The sequence below is a fragment of the Ruminococcus flavefaciens MA2007 genome (genome assembly GCF_000621845.1).
GTDB lineage: Bacteria > Bacillota > Clostridia > Oscillospirales > Ruminococcaceae > Ruminococcus > Ruminococcus flavefaciens_E.
Genome location: NZ_JHXF01000006.1, coordinates 16927 through 40598, shown reverse-complemented (window position 1 = coordinate 40598; position 23672 = coordinate 16927). Strand labels below are relative to the sequence as shown.

Below are 23672 nucleotides of genomic sequence, written 5' to 3'. Positions count from 1 at the left end.
ATGAAAATATCAGGTGCAAAAATCGTCGTTGAGACCCTCATCGAGCAGGGCTGCGACACTATATTCGGCTACCCCGGAGGTCAGGTCATCGACCTCTTTGACGAGCTCTACAACGCCCGTGACCGCATAAAGCACATACTCACCGCCCACGAGCAGGGAGCCGCTCATGCTGCGGACGGCTACGCCCGTTCAACAGGCAAGGTGGGAGTTGTAATAGCTACATCAGGTCCCGGAGCTACGAACCTTGTAACAGGCATAGCTACGGCATATCTGGACTCCGTACCCATGGTTGCCATCACGGGAAATGTCTCCTGCGACCAGATAGGTCGTGACAGCTTTCAGGAGGTCGATATAGTCGGCGTGACCATGCCTATCACCAAGCATAATTTCATTGTCAAGGACATAAACGAGCTTGCGGACACTCTCCGCACAGCCTTTAAAATAGCCAAATCGGGCAGACAGGGACCTGTTCTTGTGGATATCCCCAAGGACGTACAGACGGCGCTCTGCGAGTACGAGTCCAACGCACAGCCCGTTATCCCCTATCCCCTGACCTTTGCTTCGGAAGAAAAGCTTCAGAAAGCGGCGGAGCTCATAAACAGCGCCCAGAGACCGTATATCTACTTCGGCGGCGGAGTCATCAGCGGCAAGGCTTCACAGCAGGTCACAGCTCTTGCGGATAAGATAGACGCGCCTATGAGCAGCTCTCTAATGGGACTTTCCGCAGTACCTCACGACCACCCGAGATTTCTCGGTATGCAGGGTATGCACGGTCATTTTGCTTCAACTGTTGCCGAATACGAAGCCGACCTTGTTATCGCTCTGGGAGTTCGCTTCAGCAACAGGTCTACAAGCGAAAACAGCCGATTCACCAAGAGCTTCAGTATCATACACATAGATATCGACGGCGCGGAGCTCAACAAGAATATCCCTGCCGACCTCTCCATACGCGGAGACCTCCGCGACTCCGTGGAGCGCCTTATCGCCATGGTAGAGGAGAAAAAGCACCCCGAATGGGAGAAGCGCATAGCGGAGCTTAGAGCCGAGGAGAAAACGCGCACCGAGTCTGCAATGGCTTCAGCAAGGGAGAAAACAGCGGCAAAGGGCGGCTCTCCGAAGCTCAGCCCCTATGAGATAATCGATATCATCAGCGCCCGTGCAGGCGATGACGTTATCATCGCCACAGACGTTGGACAGCACCAGATGTGGACGGCTCAGCGCTATCCCCTCAAAAAGCCCCGCACATTCCTTTCCAGCGGCGGTCTCGGAGCTATGGGGTACGGACTTGGCGCAGCTATCGGAGCTTCAACAGCTACGGGCAAGCGCGTTGTTCTGTTCACAGGCGACGGCAGCTTCGGCATGAACTTAGGCGAGCTGGCAACTGCGGTATCTCAGGATATCCCCGTGGTCATCGTCGTTATGAACAACGGCGTACTTGGAATGGTTCGTCAGCAGCAGACGCTTTTCTACGACAAGCACTACTCCAATACCACTCTTGACCGCAGGACCGACTTCGCAAAGGTAGCCGAGTCATTCGGCGCAAAGGGCGGTCACGCTTCAACAGCCGAGGAACTGAAAGCTTTAGCTGATGAAGCATTCGGCAGTAAATCGCCATTCGTTATCGACTGCGCGGTGGACTGCGACGAATTAGTCCTGCCAATACTCCCCACAGGCGGCACGGCAGACGATATAATCACAGCTGTAAAGTGAGGTGACATTTATGGGACAGCAGTATGTAATAGGAGTTATAGTTGCCAATGTTTCGGGCGTTCTTTCAAGAGTTTCTGGAATGTTCACACGCCGCGGCTTCAACATCGACAGCCTTACCGTGGGCGAGACCGAGTCCAGCGGCTTTTCAAGAATAACTATCGCCTTTCACGGCGATGATGACATGAAAGAGCGCATATTGCAGCAGCTGCAAAAGCTCCATGATGTCAGAGAAGTCGAGGTGCTTGACACCAAGGACAGCGTTATCCGCGAGCTCCTGCTCATAAAGGTACGCAACAAAGCCGAGATACGTCAGGATATAATGACAGCAGTTGAGATATTCCGCTCAAAGATAGTGGACTACTCCCCTACCTCCCTCACCTGCGAGCTTACGGGAGAGACCTCGAAAATAGACGCATTTATAGAGCTTTTGAAGCCATTCGGAATCATGGAGATGTGCCGCACGGGTATCGTAGCTATCGAGCGCGGCGAGAACTGTCTGAAAACGGTCAAATAATTGAGATCATGGTATCGCTGACGCGATAAATCTGTCCGCAAATCGGACACATTCATTCTCAATTCTAAATTCATGCAAGGGAGGATTTGTATGGAGCTTAATATCGCACTTCTCAAGGGCGACGGCATAGGTCCCGAAATTGTGGACAGCGCCGTTGCCGTACTGGAAAAAACCGCATCAAAGTTCGGACATAAATTCAATTTCACACCGTATCTTATCGGCGGCTGTGCTGTCGACGAAACAGGTCTGCCCCTGCCGCAGGAGACCGTGGACGGCTGTTTAGCCTCCGATAGTGTGCTCCTCGGAGCTGTAGGCGGTCCGAAATGGGACGGTCTCGCAGGAGATATCCGCCCCGAAAAAGCCCTGCTGGGCATACGCTCGGCTATGGGACTGTATACCAATCTCCGCCCTGCAAAGCTCTATCCTGCCCTGAGAGGAGCTTCTCCCCTGAAAGACGAGATAGTGGGCGGCGGCTTCGATATACTCATAGTAAGGGAATTAACAGGCGGTATATACTTCGGTGACCGCGGCTACCGCGAGGGTAAATACGGCACAGAAGCTTTCGACACCGAGGCTTACAGCGTAACCGAGATACAGCGCATAGGCAAGGCTGCCTTTGAAGCTGCAATGAAGCGCGGCAAGCGGCTTTGCAGCGTGGATAAGGCTAATGTTCTGGAGTCCTCACGGCTCTGGCGCAAGACCATGCACGAGCTTGCAGAGGAGTACCCCGAGGTGGAATACAGGGATATGTTCGTGGACAACGCCGCTATGCAGCTTGTACGCGATCCCAAGCAGTTCGACGTCATCGTTACGTCCAATATGTTCGGCGATATACTGTCAGATGAAGCTTCACAGATAACGGGCTCCATAGGTATGCTGGCTTCGGCTTCACTGGGAGCTTCAAAGCGCGGACTCTACGAGCCCATACACGGCTCAGCCCCAGACATCGCAGGCACAAACGCCGCAAACCCCATAGCTACTATACTTTCGGGAGCTATGATGCTTCGGTATTCATTCGGACTTGCAAAAGAAGCCGATACCATAGAAGCCGCAGTTGACAAGGCTCTCAACGACGGTCACAGAACCGCCGACCTCATGGGCACTGACAAGGGTACGCCCCTGACCTGTACGGAAATGACAGAAATAATACTGAAAAATATTTAGGAGGAATCTATCATGATAAAGATCCACACAGAAAAGGCGCCTGCGGCAGTAGGACCTTACTCACAGGCTATAGTTTCAAACGGAATGGTCTACACCAGCGGTCAGATAGCCATTGATCCCGTTACAAACACGGTAAAGGGCACTACTATTGAGGAGCAGACCGAGCAGATAATGCGCAACTTGGGAGCTGTTCTTGCTACGGCAGGCTCAGGCTTTGACAAGGCTGTGAAAACTACCTGTTTTCTGGCAGATATGAACGATTTTGCCGCATTCAACGAGATTTACGGCAAATATTTCACATCTCTGCCTGCAAGAAGCTGTGTTGCGGTAAAGACTCTCCCCAAGGGCGTTCTTGCCGAGGTAGAGGTAATTGCAGAGAGCAATCTATAATGCATAATTACATGGGCGGATACTATCCGCCCTTTTTTGCTGCGATTTCGGGCGCACACTGTTCGCCCCTGCAAGCTAACGGCTAAAGGCTTGAAATTTTATCCCTTTTGTGTTATAATCAATAAAATGGGCAAATTGTATATTGATATAAATTTTACAACAAGGAGACCGCTATGAAACTTCTCGCAATCGACGGAAACAGCATACTTAACCGCGCTTTTTACGGCATAAAGCTGCTTTCAAATAAAAAAGGACAGTTCACCAACGCCATTTTCGGCTTTATGAATATATATCTCCGCAATATCAGCGACGTAAAGCCCGACGCTGTGGCTGTAGCCTTTGACCTGCGCTCTCCTACCTTCCGTCACAAGGCTGTGGCGACCTACAAGGCTAACCGCAAGGGTATGCCTCCCGAGCTTGCAGAGCAGCTCCCCCGTGTCAAGGAGCTCCTCACCCTTATGGGCGTTAAAGTCGTGGAATGCGAGGGCTTCGAGGCTGACGACGTACTTGGCACCCTCTCAAAGCTCTGCTCCGACAGCGGCAACGAGTGCTTCGTGCTGACAGGAGACCGTGACAGCTTGCAGCTCATCGACGACAAGGTCACTGTTATCCTTGCCACAAACAAGGAGAATATATACTACACTCCTGAGCGATTTACCGATGATTACGGCTTCGAGCCCATAAAGCTCATCGACCTGAAAGCCCTCATGGGCGACAGCTCCGACAATATCAGCGGAGTTGCAGGCATCGGTGAAAAAACTGCTTCCGCTCTTATCAAGGAATACGGAAGTATCGAAAATCTTTACGAGAATTACGAGGATTCCACCCTCACCAAGGGCGTTAAGGCTAAGCTTGCCGCAGGCGCAGAAGCCGCCAGGGAGAGCAAATGGCTGGCAACTATCGTCCGCAACGCTCCTATAGATACAGACCTTGACAGCTATAAGCCGAAAGCTCCCGACAACGGCGCTATCGGACGTATGCTCAGCGAGCTGGAGATGTTCAAGCTCCTTGACAAGCTGGGTATCAGCGCGGCTGAGAGCACAAATTCCGCCCCCGAGGTCAAGGCTGAGGAAGTCCCTGTTATCGAGGCGAAGGTCAGCGAGCTTACGGCTGATATCATCGGAAAGCTCAGCGAATGCGAGTACCTTTTCCGCGAGGATAAGCTCTCTGTACGGGACGGAGACAAAGTTTACACGACTGACAATGAAGATATTATAAAGGCGTTTTTCGGCTCTGAATGCGCTAAGTCCACCGACGACGGCAAGGCGCACTACCGCTGGGCAATGGCTCACGGCGGCGAGCTGAAAAATCTGAAAAGCGACGCGGCGATATGCGGCTATCTGCTGAATACCTCCGCTTCGGACTACGCAGTGGATAAGCTCTGCGCCGAGTACGGAGTGCATTTCTACAGCGAAAACGGCGATTTGGCGGAGCTCCTTTCACTTAAAGGGCTCATTGCAAAGCTCCGCGCTGAGATAGAATCCGAGGGCATGACGAAGCTCCTTGAAACAGTGGAAATGCCCCTGACGGAAGTCCTCGCTTCAATGGAGGACACAGGCGTTCTCATCGACAAAAAGGGCGTTGAGGACTTCGGCGTGTACCTGTCGGAAATGATAGAGGAAACTCAGCAGATGATATACGACGAGGCAGGTCACGAGTTCAATATCTCCTCGCCGAAACAGCTCGGCACCGTCCTTTTCGAGGAAATGGGACTGCCAGCCAAAAAGAAAACAAAAAGCGGCTACTCCACCAATGCGGAGGTGCTTGAAGAGCTCCGCAATTATGCTCCAATCGTTGACAACGTGCTGAAATACCGCCAGTACACAAAGCTCAATTCCACCTATGTTGTGGGACTTCTTGATAAAATCGCTCCCGACGGACGTATCCACACATGGTTCAGACAGACCGAGACCAGAACGGGACGTATAAGCTCCACAGAGCCAAATATGCAGAATATCCCCGTCCGCACGGAGCTTGGCGCACAGATGAGGAAGTTCTTCACCGCCGACGAGGGAAAAACTCTTATCGACGCCGACTACAGCCAGATAGAACTGAGAGTTATGGCTCACCTCTGCGGCGACGAGAACATGACCGAGGCTTTCACATCGGGCGAGGATATCCACACCTCAACTGCGGCACAGGTATTCGATATGCCCATATTTATGGTGACTCCCGAAATGAGAAGCGCCGCAAAGGCGGTAAACTTCGGTATAATCTACGGTATCGGAGCATTCTCCCTTGCAAAGGATATCGGTACTTCCGTGGCAAAGGCAAAGAAGTACATCGCGGACTACCTTGCGAAATACCCCAAGGTAAACGAGTTCATGGAGACCACCGTGGACAATGCCTTCAAGGAGGGCTATGTTACCACCATGTTCGGCAGAAAGCGCCGTATCCCCGAGCTTTCATCGTCCAACAAGATGTTACAGGCGGCAGGCAAGCGCATAGCCATGAATACTCCCGTGCAGGGAACAGCCGCCGACCTTATCAAGATAGCCATGATAAACGTCTACAACCGCTTAAAGGCTGAAAAGCTCAACGCTAAGCTCATATTGCAGGTTCACGACGAACTCATTATCGAGTCGGATATCGCCTGTGCAGAAAAATGCGCTGAGCTTCTCAAGGAGGAAATGCAGGGCGTTTACGATATGCGTGTGCCCCTTGCTGTGGACGTTCACACAGGACACTCATGGTATGACGCTAAAGGCTGAGCAGCGTGACGCTGCACCCTTGCCACGTTGTCGCTTGTTTCACGCGCTCACTTTTATAAAAACCGTTACTTGTACATCGCTTACGGTTTATTTGTAGGGACGGCCACAGGTCGTCCGCAAATCAAGCATAAAAAGGAAGAAAAATGAATATTTCTCAATTCTCAATTCTTGATTCAAAATTTGATTACGATAAATTGTCCGAACTGGATAAGCTCTGCGTAGGCGCGGACGGCTGGTCGGCGGATTCCTTCCGCGAGGAGTCACAGCGTCCCGAGAGCATTATCCTCACCGCCTACGACGGTGACACCCTTGCAGGCATGATAGCAGGCTTCACTGCCGCCGATACGGGAGAGATACTCACTGTTTGTACCGCTCCCCAGTACCGCAGGCAGGGTGTTGCAAGAATGCTTATGGAGACTTTTTTAACATCTGTCCCCGACAGTGTTGAAAGTATAGCCCTTGAAGTTCGGCAGTCCAATACCGCCGCAATCGAGCTGTACAAGAGCTTCGGCTTTGAAAAGGCAGGCGTGCGGAAGCGGTTCTACCAGAATCCTGCCGAAGACGCAGACGTTATGGTCTGCAAGCTGAAATAAATAACGAAAGAAGATATAGTATGCTTATACTCGGAATAGAAAGCTCCTGCGACGAGACCGCCGCAAGCGTGGTGCGCGACCAGCGAGAGATACTCTCGTCGGTGATATCCACGCAGATAGAGGAGCACAAGAAATACGGCGGAGTTGTCCCCGAGATAGCCTCGCGCCGACACTGCGAGAATATCCTCGGAGTTGTCCGTCAGGCTCTCGACGAAGCGCAGGTGAAGCTCTCAGACCTTGACGGTATCGCCGTTACATACGCCCCGGGACTTATAGGCGCTCTCCTTGTGGGAGTAAGCTTCGCAAAGGCGCTTGCCATGTCCTCGGGAAAGCCACTGATACCCGTTCATCATATCGCAGGTCATATCGCTACCAATTATCTGACCTTCCCCGACCTTGAACCGCCTTACCTCTGCCTTGTGGCAAGCGGCGGTCACAGCCATATAATCGAGGTGCTCAGCTATAGCAAGTTCCGCGTAGTGGGAAGAACCCACGACGACGCGGCAGGCGAATGTTTCGACAAGTGCGCAAGAGCTATGGGATTCCCCTACCCCGGCGGAGTCCACATCGACAACGCCGCACAAACAGGCGACAGGAACGCATTCAAGCTCCCACACCCTGCCGTTGCAGGCAGCGAGTTCGATTTCAGCTTCTCGGGACTGAAGACCAACGTGATAAATCTGCTCCACAACGCCGAGCAGAAAGGCATAGATATCAACAGGAACGACCTTGCGGCAAGTCTCCAAGCAACTATCGCGGAGATACTCACGGATAAGACTATCCGTGCCGCCGAGGCTCTCGGCTACAAAAAGGTAGCTCTTGCAGGCGGAGTTTCCGCAAATACGGGAGTCCGCGAGACCTTGTCCGAGGCTTGCAGAAAGCGCGGCTTTGAGTTCTATATGCCCTTGAAGAAGCTCTGCGGCGACAACGGCGCCATGATAGCCTGTCAGGGCAGCTATAATCTCCTCGCAGGCATAACCGCCGACGAGAGCCTGAATGCAATTGCGACATTATCAATGGAAGACATTTAATGTAGGGGCGCACATTGTGCGTCCGAGAATACAGCAACATCAGAAGCCGTTAGCTGTAGGGGCTGATGCCTACATCAGCCCGATTGGATTTGGAATTTAACGGGGCGATGTGGGCATCGCTCCCTACAAGATAAATGAAAGGAAAAAACTATGACTGTTCGTGAATTACAGGATAAGATAATCCAGCTCAAAAAGGAAACAAACACCGCAGTTCTCGCACACTGCTATCAGGCTCGCGAGATATGCGAGGTTGCCGATTTCGTAGGCGACAGCTATAAGCTCAGCGTTGACGCAAAGGGCGTATCACAGGAGAATATCCTCTTCTGCGGAGTTCATTTCATGGCTGAGACTGCAAAAATGCTCTCTCCTCAGAAGCGCGTTTACCTCTCCAACAAGCACGCAGGCTGTCCTATGGCTGAGCAGATGGACAAGGAGCTCATCAGCGCTATCCGCGCACAGGAACCCGACCGCACCGTTGTTGCCTATGTTAATACAACTGCGGCTCTCAAGACCGTCTGCGACGTCTGCGTTACATCGTCAAGCGCTCTGCGTATCGTCAAGGCGCTCGACAACGACAAGATACTCTTTATCCCAGACTGCAATCTCGGCGACTACATAAAGAAGCAGTGCCCCGAAAAGGACATAAAGCTCCTTAACGGCGGCTGTCCCACACACGCAAGGATAACCGCAAAGGAAGTCCTCGCCGCTAAGGAGGAGCACCCCGACGCTCTCTTCCTCGTACACCCCGAGTGTACTCCAAAGGTAGTTGAGCTTGCGGACTACGTGGGCTCTACCACAGGTATCATGGACTTTGCAAAGAAGTCCGACAAGACCGAGTTCATTATCGGTACTGAAAATTCTATCGTGGAGCACTTGCAGTATGACTGCCCCGAGAAGAAGTTCTATCCCGTGAGCCGTGACCTTGTCTGTCACAATATGAAGCTGACCACTCTGCCCGATATTTACAACACTCTCCTCGCAATCAGCGGCAAGGGCGGCGAAGCCTTTGAGATACTCATGGACGACGAGCTTATCGCACAGGCGAGAAAGTGCATAGACGAAATGATAAGGCTGGGCGGCTGACATGACGGAATTAGTCGAAAAGCTGTACCAAACTGGCGACCTGTCCGACGGGGAGCTCAAAAAACTCATCGAGACCGACGATAAGAAGACAGCGGAGCTTCTCCGCCGATATGCCGACGAGACAAGGCAGAAAAGCTACGGGAAAAAGGTCTTTCTCCGCGGACTTATCGAGGTCTCCAGCTACTGCAAGAACAACTGCCTTTACTGCGGTATCCGCCGCGGAAATAATGAAGCCGACCGCTACCGCCTGTCCCGTGAGGACATACTGAAATGCTGTGAAAACGGCTATGAACTGGGCTTCCGCACATTCGTAATGCAGGGCGGCGAGGACGCATTTTTCACCGATGATTTCCTCTGTCCCCTTATATCCGAGATAAAGGAAAAGTACCCCGACTGCGCGGTGACGCTGTCCCTCGGTGAGCGCTCCTATGAGAGCTACAAGCGTCTGAAAGAAGCAGGGGCGGACAGATATCTGCTCCGTCACGAAGCGGCTTCGCAGGAGCTTTACTCAAAGCTCCACCCCGAGGAAATGAGCCTTGAAAACCGCAAGGACTGCCTGTTTCAGCTGAAAGAGCTGGGCTATCAGGTGGGCGCAGGCTTCATGGTGGGAGCTCCATTCCAGACCACAGAGCACATCATAACCGACCTGCGATTCTTGCAGGAGCTCCAGCCCCAGATGATAGGCATAGGACCATTCGTCCCACATCATAAAACCCCATTTGCCGAGGAAAAAGGCGGCACACTTGAGCTCACGCTGAGACTTTTAGGCATACTGAGACTGATGTTCCCGAAAGTTCTACTGCCTGCCACGACAGCTCTCGGAACTATCGCTCCCAACGGCAGGGAGCTTGGTCTGCAAACGGGCTGTAACGTTGTAATGCCCAATCTTTCGCCTGTTATGGTGCGCAAGAAGTACGACCTCTACGACAATAAGATCTGCACAGGCGAAGAAGCCGCAGAGTGCCGATTCTGTCTGCAAAGGAGAATAGAGTCCGCAGGCTACGAGATAGCGCAGGAGCGCGGAGACTGCATAGATTAAATCAAATTTTGCAAGGCAAAATTTGAAGCCGTTAGCCATTAGCCTGTAGTGGGCGATGCCTACATCGCCCCGTTTAATAAATCACGGGCTGATGTGGGTGACTCCCTACAGTGTAGGGAGATGTCGCAAAGCGACAGAGGGTATGGGTGCCTGTTAGGCATCAGCCCCTACAATTTGAATCCGTCGCCGCAGGCGACACCATAACTCTCAACTCTACACTATAAACTTTCAACTTATCATAATTTAAGGAGAATACTATGCGAGTACGTTTTCATCTGCCCGACTTTTCGGGAAATTTCAAGCTTAACCTGCTCTTTGCAGAGCTTCTGGAGCGCCGTCCCGACCTCTTCCGCGAGGGCGTTGAGATAGCTTCGTTCTACGGCGTATTTCCGCCGTCTATCTGGAACGGCGGCAGAACTCAGGGCGGCGTCTGTGACAAGACCTTCGTGAAAAGCGTCATCAAGACCTTCAACGAAAAGAGCATTCCCCTGAGATTCACCTTCACAAATCCTGCACTGGAAAAAAAGCACCTCAGCGACCAGTTCTGCAATATGGTGCTGAATTTAGCCAATAACGGACTCAACGAGGCTATCGTTATGTCTCCCATACTGGAGGACTATATCCGCAGGAATTTCCCGAAATACAAGCTGACAAGCTCCACCTGCAAGCGCCTGAATACAATAGAGGGACTTCTCGACGAGCTGAAAAAGGACTACCACATAGTCGTTATGGACTACGACCTCAACAACAGATTCGACCTGCTGGAGCAGATACCTATGGCGGACAGACCGCGTATCGAGTTCCTGTCAAATGCCTGCTGTGAGCCGAATTGTCCGCGCCGTTCTGCTCATTACCACTCTATCGGCGTTCAGCAGATAGCCTACAACGAGCACATCAAGAAATACCCGAATCTCCCCTTTGACTCATCAAAATACGATCCCGATAACTTCCGCGACTGTCCTTATTCACAGAGAGGTCTCTTTGAGATAAAAAAACTCCGCACTCATATTTCTCCCGACGATATCTGGGAGAAATACGTGCCTATGGGCTTTGAGCAGTTCAAGATAGAGGGACGAACAGCAAGTCCGCTGAACGTCCTCGAAACATATATGTATTACATGGCTAAGCCCGAATGCCGCGACGAAACGCGCTTCATGCTCCTCAAGGCTATGGAGAATTCGGGCGCGCTCTCATTCAAATAAACCACCACGACTTTCAATGAACTGAGGTGAATCACCATGAAGGCTGCTGCTGTTTTCAGCGATAACATGGTGCTGCAAAGGAACAGAAATATCCGAGTTTTCGGCACTTGCAGCAAAAACGAAAAGATAATAACCGTCCGCATACCCGAGCTTGAAAGCTTTGCCCGCGCCGTTGTCAAGGACGGCAGATGGGAGGCTGTCCTGCCGCCGCGAAAGGAGTACAGTTCATGTACTCTGGAAATATCCTGCGGCGCTGTGAAAAAGGTATTCCACAACGTTGCCATAGGCGAGGTATGGCTGGCAGGCGGACAATCCAATATGGAGTTCGAGCTCCAGCACGAGCGCAAGGGCGCTGCGGCGCTGGCGAGCTGCTACAGCGAGAACGTCAGATTCTATTATACTCCCAAGTGCTCAATGCTCGGTGATGAGCTTGAACAAGCCGAAAAGGAGAGCTGCTGGCGCACTCCCTCTCCCGATAACGCAAAAGCATGGTCGGCTGTAGGCTACTACTTTGCAAGGGAGCTGAGCCGCAGGCTGGGCGTTACCGTAGGCATTATCGGCTGCAACTGGGGCGGCTCCTCGGCTTCTGCGTGGATAAGCCGCGATTATCTCAGCTGCGACAAGCGCCTTAGCCCATATCTTGACGAATACGACGAAGCTATCAAGGGCAAGTCCGACGAGGAAATGATAGCCGAGTACGACGAGTACAGCACATATCAGTGGGCTTGGGAGCAGCGCATGATAAAATTCTGCGCCGAGAATCCAGAAGCAAAGTGGGACGAGGTGCTGAAAAACTGCGGCGAGAACCGCTACCCCGGTCCTCACAGCATAAAGAACCCCATGCGCCCCTGCGGTCTCCATGAGACTATGGTGAAGCGTATCGCTCCCTATACTCTTGCAGGCGTGCTGTGGTATCAGGGCGAATCCGACGACCACCGTCCAAACACTTACGAAGTTCTTCTGAAGCTCCTTATTGAGAACTGGCGCGACCTCTGGAAAGACAAGGAGCTGCCCTTTATGATAGTGCAGCTGCCCATGTTCAGATATATAGACGATCCCGACACAAAGAGCTGGGCGCTGATACGCGAGGCTCAGGAGAACGTTTTCAAGAGCGTGAAAAACACAGGTCTTGCAGTCTGTCTTGACTGCGGAGAGCTGAACAATATCCACCCCACAGACAAGTCTCAGGTAGCTCACAGGCTCTATCTGCAAGCTATGAGCGAGGTCTATGAGGTCATCACACGCCGCGATTCCCTGCCGCCTATGTACGATAACTTCGAGGTCATCGGAAACGCCATGCTGATACACCTGACCAACTGCGAAATGGGACTTGGCGGCAAGGACGAGCACTGTCTCGACGGCTTCGAGATAGCAGGCGAGGACGGCGTTTATTACCCTGCAAAGGCAACGGTGAGACTGCCCTATATCGAGCTTCGCAGCGACAAGGTGAAAATGCCTGCCGCCGCACGATACAAGTGGACAAATTACGCAGATGTGGGACTTTTCGGCATAAACGACCTGCCCCTGCCGCCTTTCCGCACGGACAAATACTAATTTCAAAGGAGATACAATATGCTTTTAGCAGTAGACATCGGAAATACCAATATCGTTTTCGGCTGTGTTGACGACAATGACGAGGTAGTGCTCTTTGAGCGCATAAGCACCAACCACAATGCGACTGCCGCAGAATACGCTGTACTTATCAGGACGATACTGGAGATGAACAGCTTCAATACCTCGGATATCCATGACGCTATCATGTCGTCTGTTGTTCCCTCGGTGACAAACACTGTAAAAGAAGCGATACGCAAGCTCTTTGACGTTGACGTAATGATAGCAGGTCCGGGAGTAAAGACAGGACTCAATATCCTTATCGACAACCCTGCACAGCTGGGAAGCGACCAGGCAGTAGACGCTGTTGCAGCTATAAATCAGTACCCTGTGCCTCTTATCATCATCGACATGGGAACTGCTACAACTCTTTCAGTTGTTGACAGCAAGAAAAATTACCGCGGCGGACTTATCCTCACAGGCATGAAGGTAGCTGCCGACGCTCTTACAGCCCGTACTGCACAGCTCCCCAAGGTAAATTTTGAGGTGCCTGCACACGTTATCGGCACAAACACTATCGACTGCTTAAAGAGCGGTATCCTTTATTCAAATGCAAGCGCACTTGACGGTATCATTGACCGTATCGAGGAGGAGCTTGGCGAGAAATGCACCGCCGTTGCTACAGGAGGTCTCTCCGAGCTGGTAGTACCGCTGTGCAAGAGAAAAATTATCCTTGACAATAATCTTCTTATCAAGGGACTTGCTATTATTTACAAGAAGAATAAGAAATAAAAAGCTTATAGTATTTAAGGGACGCCCTCTCTTGCAGGGCGTCCCTCTTTCAAAAACAGTCCACCGGACTGTTTTTGAAATTCACCCTTGCGGAGCGCTTTGTAACTGCGGGGCTTTGCCCCACACCCCACCAGAGGCGCCGCCTCTGACCTTACCGGTACGTCCCCTCTGTCCTTCGGACATCTCCCCATCTTATGGGGAGTCACTCTGCCAAAGGAACACAGTCCCTTTGGAATCCCTTTCTTTGGTAAGGCAGCCTTTTATACATACTACAACGAGAAAAGCTCTGTTTCATTACAAAACAGAGCTTTTTTCGGTAATTGGAGAGAAAAATCCTTTTTAAAAGTGAGGTCTTTAAAATTTATTTTTGTCCGTAATAGGCATTATCACCATGTTTACGGAAAAAATGCTTATCAAGCAGTCGCTGCGGCATATTCGGAGTGTCGCTGCGGAGAGTCTTTGTTATCCACGCCATAGCGGAAAGCTCCTCCAGCACCACTGAATTGTGCACAGCCTCCATGCAGTCCTTGCCCCACACGAATGGACCGTGATTGGCAACAAGAGCCGCAGGGATATTTTCATAGTTCTTGCAGCACTCAACGATGACCTTGCCTGTTTCAAGCTCGTATTCACCGTTTACTTCTGCGTCTGTCATCTCGCGTGTACAGGGTATCTCGCCGTAGAAGTAGTCGCCGTGAGTAGTACCGAGGGGCGGTATGCCCATGCAAGCCTGCGCAAATGATGTTGCATAGCGGCTGTGGGTGTGGACTACTCCGCAGATGCCGTTGAAGTTCCTGTAAATTTCAAGATGTGTAGGTGTATCACTTGACGGAGAGAGCTTACCCTCTACCTTTTTGCCGTCAAGCGTCAGGACAACTATATCGTCAGCCGTCATGGTGTCGTACTCGACGCCGCTGGGCTTAATGGCGATAAGTCCCGATTCTCTGTCGTATTCGCTGACGTTGCCCCATGTAAAGGTAACAAGACCGTACTTCGGGAGAAGCAGGTTTGCTTTCAGGACACGTTCTTTCAGCTCCTTAACGTCCATAGATAACATCTCCGATCATGATATCGCGCTCGAGACCGTTCACTGTTGTATCCTTGTTGATAACAACAAGCTCGATGCCCATGATACGTGCAAAGCTTCTTACAGCTTCGTCTGATATGTCGTAGGAGAGCACTGTATGATGAGCTCCGCCTGCAACTATCCAGCATTCGAGACCTTCAAGGAATGAAGGCGCAGGTCTCCACATAGTTCTTGCAACAGGGAGATTCGGCATGGACTGGAATGGCTTTACGCACTCAACGTCCTGTGAGATAAGTCTTAATCTTCCGCCGATATCGATAAGGGAGAGAGCCTTTGCAGAGCCTGCCTTGCCCTCGAATACTATTCTTGCAGGGGGCTCCTTGCCGCCGATACCCAGCTTGTGAACCTCTATGCGAGGCTTGTCAGCTGCGATAGAGGGGCAAACCTCCAGCATATGTGAGCCCAGAATGAGCTGCTGCTTGTAATCGTATGTATAGTCCTCCATGAATGAAGTATTTCCGTCGGGATACATTGCCTTGACAATAGCTGTCATGCCTGCTGTTTTCCAGTCACCCTCTGCGCCGAAGCCGTAGCCCTTGTGCATAAGGTGCTGTGTAGCAAGTCCCGGGAGCTGCTTCATGCCGTGAAGGTCCTCAAAGGTATTGGAGAATGCCTTTGCGCCCTCGCGAACAAGTATCTTCTCGATAGCTATCTCCTCACGAGCCTGATATCTGATAGTCTCTTCGTCTTCCTTCTTGTAGTCGTAGAGCTCAGCGTACTCCTTCATGAGAGCGTCTATCTCTGTGTTTGTAACAGCGTTCATTATCTCAACAAGGTCGCCTACTGCAAAGGTATTAACCTGCCAGCCGAGCTTCAGCTGTGCCTCTACCTTGTCGCCTTCGGTAACAGCTACCTCGCGCATATTGTCGCCGAAACGAACTATCTTCAGGCTCTTGCTGAACATAACGCCTACAGCGGCACGCTGCCACTCTGCTATCTTAGCCTGTACCTCGGGATCCTGCCAGTGACCTGCAACGACAGCTCTCGGCATACGGAGTCTTGCTCCGATAAAGCCGTGCTCTCTGTCGCCGTGAGCGGACTGGTGGAGGTTCATGTAGTCCATATCTATAGCTTCATTTGGGATAGTCTCATTGAACTGTGTGTGGAAGTGGAGCCATGGCTTCTGGAGAAGTGCAAGTCCGTTTATCCACATCTTAGAGGGCGAGAATGTATGGCAGAAAGTGATGATTCCTGCGCACTCGTCATCATAGTTGGCTTCCTTGATGATACGCTCGATCTCTCTTTCTGTCTTTACCGTACTCTTGTACTCAACAGGGAAAGGCAGCTTCAGTCCTGCAACTATCTTCTTTGAATCCTCGTCTACCTGTCTGAGAGTCTCCTCGCCGTATAAGAACTGGGAGCCTGTAATAAACCAAAATTTCATCCTTTATCAATCCTTTCAATCCTCGGAGGCTGCCGCTCTTACAGCTGAAAGTCCCGAGAGGTATTTCTTCATATAAGCATTGAGACCGTCAACGTCCTCCTTGTCAGGAGAAACCGTGCTGCCCTTCATATCCGCAAATACTCTGCCGCTGAGATAGTCGGTCAGCTTTTCGCCGCTGCTCCTGTTAGCCATATATGAAGCAAGAAGCGCTATTCCCCACGCTCCGCCCTCGCCTGCTGTCTGCATGAGAGTAACATCTGCTCCCAGTGCAGCTGCAAGGAATTTCTGCGTAGGTACAGGCGTCTTGAAGAAACCGCCGTGAGCATATATCCTTTCAAGGCTTACGTGCTCCTGTTCGGTGAGTATATCATTGCCTGCCTTTAATGCGGCAACGCATGAATATACAAGACTGCGCATAAAGTCTCTGATATTGAATGCAGTATCAGGGCTGCGCATAAGCAGAGGAAGTCCGTTTTTCACGCCTGTAACGGGCTCGCCTGCATAGTAATTGTAGGATATTACGCCATTGCAGTCGGGAGCGCCCTCTGCTGCAAGGCTGTAGAGCTTGTCGTAGAGCTGTCCCTTTGGCATATCCACGCCTATCTCCTTGAGGAATCCGCCGAAGATACCGAACCATGCGTCAAGGTCTGAGGTACAGCTGTTGCAGTGTACCATAGCCACGGGATCGCCGCAGGGAGTTGTAACGATATCTATTTCGCGGTGTACCGCCGAGAGGTCCTTCTCCAGAACTATCATGGAGAATATGGACGTACCTGCGGACACATTTCCTGTCCTTGGAGTTATGCTGTTTGTGGCAGCCATACCTGTCTGTGCGTCGCCCTCAGGGGGACAGAAAGGAATATCGCCGCCGAATGTTCCCGTAGGATCAAGGAGCTTTGCTCCCTCAGCCGTAAGTCTGCCTGCGCACTCGCCTGCGGGGACTATACGGGGAAGTATATCAGCAAGCTTCCTGTTGAGAGCAGTGCCCTCCGCAAGCTTGTCGAACTTCGACATCATTGCGCTGTTGTAGTCACAGGTCTTTGAGTCTATTGGGAAGATTCCCGAAGCGTCGCCTGCGCCGATGACCTTTTCACCTGTGAGGATATAGTGAACATATCCTGCAAGGGTAGTCATAAATGCGATATCGCCTACATGAGGCTCCTTATTGAGCATTGCCTGATAGAGGTGAGCTATGCTCCAGCGCTGTGGTATATTGAAGCTGAACTCCTCTGTAAGCTTGTCGGCAGCCTCCTCGGTCATGGTATTGCGCCATGTCCTGAAAGGTACAAGCTGCTTATCCTTTTCGTCAAATGCCAGATAGCCGTGCATCATAGCCGATATGCCTATTGCAGCGGCTGTCTCCAGCTTTATTCCGTATGCTTCCTCAACATTTTTCATAAGGTCGGCAAAGCATTCCTGAAGTCCTTTTCTGACGTTATCAAGAGAATATGTCCATACTCCGTCAAGCATTTCGTTCTGCCAGTCGTGAACGCCCGATGCCAGCGGTGAGTGGTCCTCTCCTATGAGGACCGCTTTGATACGTGTTGAGCCGAATTCGATACCTATGACCGCTTTGCCGTTCTTTATTTCATCTGCACTGCTCATGTCTTAACTCCTTTTGCTGCTGTAGGCTTTGTTGCTGCAAGATTAGCCTTCTTGCGGCGGGCGATGATGATACTCTGAACGATAAGGAATATGCAAAGCATAGAAGCGTTTGTGATTCCTGTCCACCATGCCTGGTCAAGTCCTACCGATGATACGATATTCTGAATAAGAGCAAGTGAAAGTACGCCGAAAAATGTTCCGATGATATTTCCAACGCCGCCCGTCAGCATAGTTCCGCCGATGATAGACGAAGCTATGGCGTTCATCTCAGCGCCTGTTGCGTGAGAAGCTGAACCCGAGCCAACGTGCATAAAATAAACAAATCCGCCAATTCCGCCTAAGATTCCGCACATGAGATATGCAAGGAATGTAGTTCTCTTTACGTTTACTCCAAGCATAAGTGCGCTCTGCTTATTGCCGCCTACTGCATAGAAGCTGCGTCCTGTCTTGGTCCATTTGAGGAAAACGAAGAGCGCGGCAACACAGATAAGTGCGATAACAACGCCGATTTCTATATAAGCGTCGATATAATCGCCTCTTTTGTTGATAGAGCCCATTCCGGGTATGATTATTCTTGTTTCCTTGAGCTTTACGAAAGCCTCGTTCTGTACGTTGAAGGGGTTTGTGTTTACAATGGTGGTCATACCTCTTGCAAAGAACATACCCGCCAGCGTTACGATAAAGGGCTGTATGTCAAGGTAGGCTACAAGAAAGCCCTGTATAAGTCCGAATGCAAGTCCGATACCCAGTGATATCATTATCGCGCCGAACACGCTGCCGCTGTGCATATCAAGGTAAACGGCTGAGCTCATGCTTACGAGAGCCGCCATACCGCCCAGCGAGATGTCGATACCGCCTGTTATCATAACAAGTGTCATTCCGCAGGCAAGTATTATGAGCGCGGCATTTGCATTCAGCATATTGAAAAATGTCTGTGCCTTTAGAAATCCCTGTCCAAGACCGAAGATAGCGAATACATACATAAGTATGAACACTACTATGGTTATGGACATCAGTAAATTGGTATCAGAGATACCCTTTAACAGATGTCGGCGCGGTCTGCCGACAGCCATATCTGTTTTCGGCATATTTATTCCTCCATTCCACGCTTTTGTCTTCAGCTTTTACTCTCTGCTTTTGCAGGAGAACTCAGTTTCTTGAAGAGAGCTGCAAGTTTTTCTCTTACTATCGGTGCGCTCAGTATTACCAGAGCGATAACTACTACAGCCTTGTATGCAGGCAGAGCGTCCGATTGTACCTGAAACTTGTAAAGCGTTGTGGTAAGGAACTGGATAACATATGCTCCGAGAATGGAAGCAGATATGTTGAATTTACCGCCGCTGAGAGAGTTTCCTCCGAGAGCGACTGCTAAAATAGCGTCCATTTCGATGTCCTTTGCAACTACAGAGTAGTTGATGGTGGACAGTCGGCTGACCTTGATGAATCCTGCGATAGCTACGCACAGACCAAGTATAACGTATGTAACGAACTTGATGAGCGCAGGATTAAGACCATTCAGACGCGAAGTCTTTTCGTTGATACCGACGGACTGAACATACAACCCGAGGTTGGTGAACTTCAGTGCCAGCCATGTCAGAATGAAGCAGGCTATGGCAATGAAAAACGGCGTCGGTATCGGTATGCCTGGTATATATCCCCCGAAATATGTGAATGTCCTGTCACTAACAACAGGCAGCTCATTGTTGTTTATCCAAGCGGCGATAGAACGTCCCGCTGTGAAGAGTATGAGAGTTGCTACCATTGGCTGTATCTTGAATACGGAAACGAGGGTTCCGTTAAAGGCGCCGAACGCCATTGCAACGAGACAGCTGATAAGGAATGCAACTATTATAGGAGCCTGCAATGTATCGGGGCGGGAGTTTGTTCCGCAGAGAACTCTGAGGACCACGCTTCCGCTGATAGCTATGGCAGCTCCCACGCTGATATCCTGTCCTCGTGAAGCCGCTGTTACCAGCGTCATTCCGATAGCAAGGATAGCAAGCTCTGAGCCGTAGTCGATGATAGATATGATATTTCCCGAAAGGATAGGATCACCCTCGCTGTTGTGTCCCAGCGTTACCTTAAAGAAGGACGGATCCACGATAAAGTTGAATATTGCAAGAATGAGCAGCGCAGCTATCGGTATGAATATCTGTCTTCTGACTATGCTTGCAAGAAACGAGCTTTTCTGTGCAGTCTGAGTCTGTACTTTCATTCCCGCTCACCTCCTGCTATAGTGTTCATGATGTTATTCTGCGTGAGCTCATCGCCCTTAAGCTCTCCTACAAGCTTTCTGTCACGCATAACAAGAAGTCTTGAACAGGTACGGAGCATCTCGTCTGTTTCCGATGATATGAAGGTAATGCTCATACCCTCGGAAGCAAGCTTGAGAACCAGCTTCTGGATGTCCACCTTTGTACCTACGTCGATACCGCGGGTGGGCTCGTCGAGAATGAGATATTTCGGGTGAGTAAGGAGCCAGCGTCCAAGAATTACCTTCTGCTGGTTTCCGCCCGAAAGTGACTTTATGGGCGTATTTACAGAGGCTGTCTTGATATCGAGGAGCTTGATGTACTCCTCTGCGAACTTATTAGCCTCTGCCTTTGAGAACGGCTTGAAAAAGCCCTTCTTTACCTGTAATGCAAGGATGATATTGTCCTTTACGGAAAGGTCGCCGACGATTCCGTCGCGCTTTCTGTCCTCAGGAAGATAAGCAATACCGTTCTTCATTGCGTCCATCGGCTTGTTTATCTTGACTTCCTTGCCTTCTACTCTTACGATTCCGCCTGTTACCTTATCGGCGCCGAAGATAGCTCTTACGCACTCGCTTCGTCCTGAGCCGAGAAGTCCTGTGAAACCGTTTACCTCGCCCTTGCGGATATAGAAATTGAAGGGCTTGATGCCTTCAGAGCTGCAAAGCTGTGAGGCTTCATAAACGTATTCTTTGTTTTTGTCGTTGAATACGGGGATATCGTTCTTGATATCAGCCATATCGTCAAGCTCCTTGCCGAGCATTTTCGATACCAGCTGAACTCTGGGGAGATTTTCGATCTCATACTCTCCCACAAGCTGTCCGTCACGGAGAACGGTTATCTTATCGCAGACCTCGTATACCTGATCGAGGAAGTGGGTAACGAAGATTATACCAACGCCTCTTGACTTTAGCTGGCGCATAAGGTCAAAGAGCTTTGCTACCTCTGATTCATCGAGAGACGAGGTGGGCTCATCGAGAATGAGCACGCTGCAGTCCATGTCAACGGCTCTTGCTATAGCTACCATCTGCTGTACAGCGATAGAGCAGCTTGCAAGCTGCTGTGTGGGCTTTACAGCTATACCGAGAGAATCGAGGAGCTCTCCTGCCTTTTTGTTCATGGTACGCCAGTTGACCAATGCACTTTTGCCTCTGCCGAGGAAGATATTCTCTGCCACTGAGAGGTTGGGGCAAAGGGATATCTCCTGATAAACCGTACTGATGCCTAAATTCTGTGCCTCCTGAGGGGAATGTATCTGTACGGGACCTGAATGTCCTTTTATGTATATATTTCCCTCGTCCTTGATATGCACACCTGTGAGGACCTTGATAAGAGTAGATTTGCCCGCGCCGTTTTCGCCCATGAGCGCGTGTATCTCTCCTTCACAAAGCGTAAAATCAACATTCCTGAGCGCCTTAACTCCGGGAAAGGATTTATATATCCCACGCATTTCCAGCAATGATCTTTCCTGCATTGCTTTTCCTCCTAAGTGAGTTATATGTAGGGAATCTCCCTGTTTTCCGTTGGAAACCCCAATATTTTCTTAAAATTTATGCGGTGACACAGATCATTCACGAATGCGTCACCGCACTTATTTAATCTTTATAGTTTAGTGTCCTGTATACTAACTATCAGATACCGTACTGCTCAACGTCAGCGTCAGTGATCGTCTTTGCGTCAAAGCCCTTTTCGTCCATGATGATCTTCTTCTCGGGGAGAGTCTCACCCTTTTCGAGCTTGTCGATGATGTCCTTGATGTAAGTTGACTGGAAAGGATTGCACTGTCCGTCGTAGTTCCAGTTGCCCTTCTTGAGCTCTTCAAGCGCCCACTTGTTGCAGTCGAAGCCTATAACGACTACATCCTTGTCAACGCCGTGTGAGATGTTTGCTCTGTCGAGAGCAGCAACTGCGCCCTTTGCCATATCGTCGTTCTCTGCATAGATAACATTGAACTTCTTGTTAGCGTCGATAGCTGACTGAACGATCTGCTGTGCCTTTTCAGCATTCCACTCAGCTGTCTGCTGTGTAACGATATTCCAGCCAAGCTCCTTTGCGGTCTTGTCGAGAGCTCCTGAACGTCCCTTCTGAGCTGCTGTGCCCATTACGCCCTGAAGGTGGATAATATCATAAGCCTTGAGATCCTGACTCTTGAGCCACTCAACAGCCTGCTCGCCTTCCTTGTCCATATCGGAAACGATAGAAGCATCGTAAAGGCTCTCGTCTGCGTCGATAGTACGGTCAAAGAGGATAACTCTTACGCCTGCGTCCTTAGCGTCCTTGAGAACTGAATCCCAGCCTGCTGTATCAGCAGCAGAGAGGAGAAGGTAGTCGACCTCGTCCTGAATGAACTTCTGAGCGTAGTTGATCTGCTCTTCGTTTTTAAGGCTGTATGCAAAGGAAGCATCGAAGCCGTTTTCCTTTGTGAATGTAGCCTTGAGGTCGTTTACGTTCGCTGTACGGTAGCCCGACTCGTTAGGATCGTTGTTGATGATTCCTACCTTGATAAGTGAGCCCGATGAGCTGTTGTCGTTGTTAGCTGTATCAGCCTTTGAAGTTGCGTCAGGCTTATTTGCTTCGTTGTTTGATGATGATGAGCCCGAAGCTCCGCAGCCAACGAACATTGCGCCGCAGAGTACTGTGCTTGCTGCCATTGCTAAGACCTTTTTGATTCTCATAATTAAATTTCCTCCATCCAAATTTACTTATCCCATTAACGTCTGAGCCGTTAACTTGTATTTACATTATAATCAATTTGTACATACATTGCTACCGAAATTATTTCACAAAATGTTTATTATATTTTGAATATTATTTCCAGTATATTACAGTATACAATTTTACGGACAAATATTTGCGCTGTTCTGGAATTGTCTGGGTGTCTGTCCTGTATATTTCTTGAAGATCTGGCTGAAATACCGATAATCCCTGAATCCTACATCGTAGGCGACCTCATAGACCATTTTGGACGTACAGCAAAGAAGCTCCCTTGCGTGGGAAATACGCGCTACTGCAAGATACTCGAACAGGTTCTGTCCGTACTCCTTTTTGAACTGTGTGCTCAGGTAAGAGGGACTGAGCCCCACAGCGTCGGCAACTACAAGGAGCGAAAGCTCGTCGTTCATGTAGTTTTTGTCGATATAGTCCTTTGCCTTGGCGATTATGCTCCTGCCGCTTTCCTTTGCCGATTCTATGCGCCATTTGATACAGCCGCGTACAAGGTCGTGGAGAAATTTCCGTGTGTCCTCTGTTGTCATCAGCTCCGCGCCTATCTCGTCGGCAGTTCCGAAGCACTCAAAGAACTTCTCGCTGCTTACGCCTATTTTCTGAGCAAAGGCGTGGGCTGCCACATAGATGTCCATACAGACGTAAAGCCTCAGCATAAGAGACTGTATCTCAGTGAACCCCACCTCGTCGAGTACAGAATCCAGCATAGCGCCGCAGTTTTCGAGGCTTCCGCTCTGTAACAGCTCTTCTGTTTTCTTGATGTCAAGACGTTTGACGTCCTGCATTATCTTCGACTCTTTATTCATTTCAATACCCCACTATGTTCTCAAAAAAAACGTA

20 protein-coding genes are annotated in these 23672 nt (G+C 50.4%); 12 read left to right on the top strand and 8 right to left on the bottom strand.

Annotation, left to right across the window (positions count from 1 at the left end):
• The 12 genes from ilvB (at position 1) to T497_RS0101885 (ending at position 13780) form a co-directional block, all read left to right on the top strand.
• A complete protein-coding gene (gene ilvB, locus T497_RS0101940) occupies positions 1-1710 on the top strand; it encodes a biosynthetic-type acetolactate synthase large subunit (RefSeq protein ID WP_028514163.1) in 1710 nt (569 codons plus the stop codon).
• 10 nt (positions 1711-1720) lie between these two features.
• The gene (gene ilvN / locus T497_RS0101935; RefSeq protein ID WP_028514162.1) at positions 1721-2224 is read left to right on the top strand and encodes an acetolactate synthase small subunit; all 504 of its coding nucleotides are present in this window, start codon (positions 1721-1723) and stop codon (positions 2222-2224) included.
• A gap of 90 nt (positions 2225-2314) precedes the next feature.
• The gene (gene leuB, locus T497_RS0101930; protein WP_028514161.1) at positions 2315-3388 is read left to right on the top strand and encodes a 3-isopropylmalate dehydrogenase; all 1074 of its coding nucleotides are present in this window, start codon (positions 2315-2317) and stop codon (positions 3386-3388) included.
• A 12-nt stretch (positions 3389-3400) separates the two neighbouring features.
• Positions 3401-3778, top strand: a complete 378-nt coding sequence (locus T497_RS0101925; RefSeq protein ID WP_028514160.1) for a RidA family protein — start codon at positions 3401-3403, stop codon at positions 3776-3778.
• A gap of 173 nt (positions 3779-3951) precedes the next feature.
• Positions 3952-6489: a DNA polymerase I gene (gene polA / locus T497_RS0101920; RefSeq protein ID WP_028514159.1), complete on the top strand. Its 2538-nt coding sequence runs from the start codon at positions 3952-3954 to the stop codon at positions 6487-6489.
• A 143-nt stretch (positions 6490-6632) separates the two neighbouring features.
• Positions 6633-7082, top strand: coding sequence for a ribosomal protein S18-alanine N-acetyltransferase (rimI, locus tag T497_RS15540; protein WP_037324280.1), 450 nt, complete (start codon positions 6633-6635; stop codon positions 7080-7082).
• Positions 7083-7102: 20 nt separating this feature from the next.
• Positions 7103-8113: a tRNA (adenosine(37)-N6)-threonylcarbamoyltransferase complex transferase subunit TsaD gene (gene tsaD, locus T497_RS0101910; RefSeq protein WP_028514158.1), complete on the top strand. Its 1011-nt coding sequence runs from the start codon at positions 7103-7105 to the stop codon at positions 8111-8113.
• Positions 8114-8263: 150 nt separating this feature from the next.
• Entirely contained in the window at positions 8264-9196 is a 933-nt protein-coding gene (gene nadA / locus T497_RS0101905; protein ID WP_028514157.1) for a quinolinate synthase NadA, read from the top strand.
• 1 nt (position 9197) lies between these two features.
• Positions 9198-10235 carry a [FeFe] hydrogenase H-cluster radical SAM maturase HydE gene (gene hydE, locus T497_RS0101900; RefSeq protein ID WP_028514156.1) on the top strand — a complete coding sequence of 346 codons (1038 nt, stop codon included), beginning with the start codon at positions 9198-9200 and terminating at the stop codon, positions 10233-10235.
• A gap of 257 nt (positions 10236-10492) precedes the next feature.
• A complete protein-coding gene (locus T497_RS0101895) occupies positions 10493-11437 on the top strand; it encodes a hypothetical protein (protein WP_028514155.1) in 945 nt (314 codons plus the stop codon).
• Between the two features lie 36 nt (positions 11438-11473).
• The gene (locus T497_RS0101890) at positions 11474-12991 is read left to right on the top strand and encodes a sialate O-acetylesterase (RefSeq protein WP_037324278.1); all 1518 of its coding nucleotides are present in this window, start codon (positions 11474-11476) and stop codon (positions 12989-12991) included.
• Between the two features lie 18 nt (positions 12992-13009).
• A complete protein-coding gene (locus tag T497_RS0101885; RefSeq protein WP_028514153.1) occupies positions 13010-13780 on the top strand; it encodes a type III pantothenate kinase in 771 nt (256 codons plus the stop codon).
• Between the two features lie 361 nt (positions 13781-14141).
• On the opposite strand, the gene T497_RS0101880 is transcribed toward T497_RS0101885, so the two are convergent.
• The 8 genes from T497_RS0101880 to T497_RS0101845 all read right to left on the bottom strand — a co-directional run bounded on the left by T497_RS0101880 (position 14142) and on the right by T497_RS0101845 (position 23638).
• Entirely contained in the window at positions 14142-14828 is a 687-nt protein-coding gene (locus T497_RS0101880; RefSeq protein WP_028514152.1) for an L-ribulose-5-phosphate 4-epimerase, read from the bottom strand.
• On the bottom strand, positions 14818-16251 hold the full coding sequence (araA, locus tag T497_RS0101875) for an L-arabinose isomerase (RefSeq protein ID WP_028514151.1): 1434 nt from the start codon (positions 16249-16251) through the stop codon (positions 14818-14820). The genes T497_RS0101880 and araA overlap by 11 nt, the downstream gene beginning before the upstream one ends.
• Before the next feature lie 15 nt (positions 16252-16266).
• On the bottom strand, positions 16267-17856 hold the full coding sequence (locus T497_RS0101870) for a xylulokinase (RefSeq protein WP_028514150.1): 1590 nt from the start codon (positions 17854-17856) through the stop codon (positions 16267-16269).
• Positions 17853-18944 carry an ABC transporter permease gene (locus T497_RS15535; protein ID WP_051530458.1) on the bottom strand — a complete coding sequence of 364 codons (1092 nt, stop codon included), beginning with the start codon at positions 18942-18944 and terminating at the stop codon, positions 17853-17855. Before T497_RS15535 ends, T497_RS0101870 begins: the two co-directional genes overlap by 4 nt.
• 29 nt (positions 18945-18973) lie before the next feature.
• On the bottom strand, positions 18974-20071 hold the full coding sequence (locus T497_RS0101860) for an ABC transporter permease (protein ID WP_028514149.1): 1098 nt from the start codon (positions 20069-20071) through the stop codon (positions 18974-18976).
• Entirely contained in the window at positions 20068-21582 is a 1515-nt protein-coding gene (locus T497_RS0101855; protein WP_028514148.1) for a sugar ABC transporter ATP-binding protein, read from the bottom strand. The genes T497_RS0101860 and T497_RS0101855 overlap by 4 nt, the downstream gene beginning before the upstream one ends.
• Positions 21583-21739: 157 nt before the next feature.
• Entirely contained in the window at positions 21740-22783 is a 1044-nt protein-coding gene (locus T497_RS0101850; RefSeq protein WP_028514147.1) for an ABC transporter substrate-binding protein, read from the bottom strand.
• Between the two features lie 162 nt (positions 22784-22945).
• Positions 22946-23638, bottom strand: a complete 693-nt coding sequence (locus T497_RS0101845; RefSeq protein WP_037324276.1) for a helix-turn-helix transcriptional regulator — start codon at positions 23636-23638, stop codon at positions 22946-22948.
• Between the last annotated feature and the right edge of the window lie 34 nt (positions 23639-23672).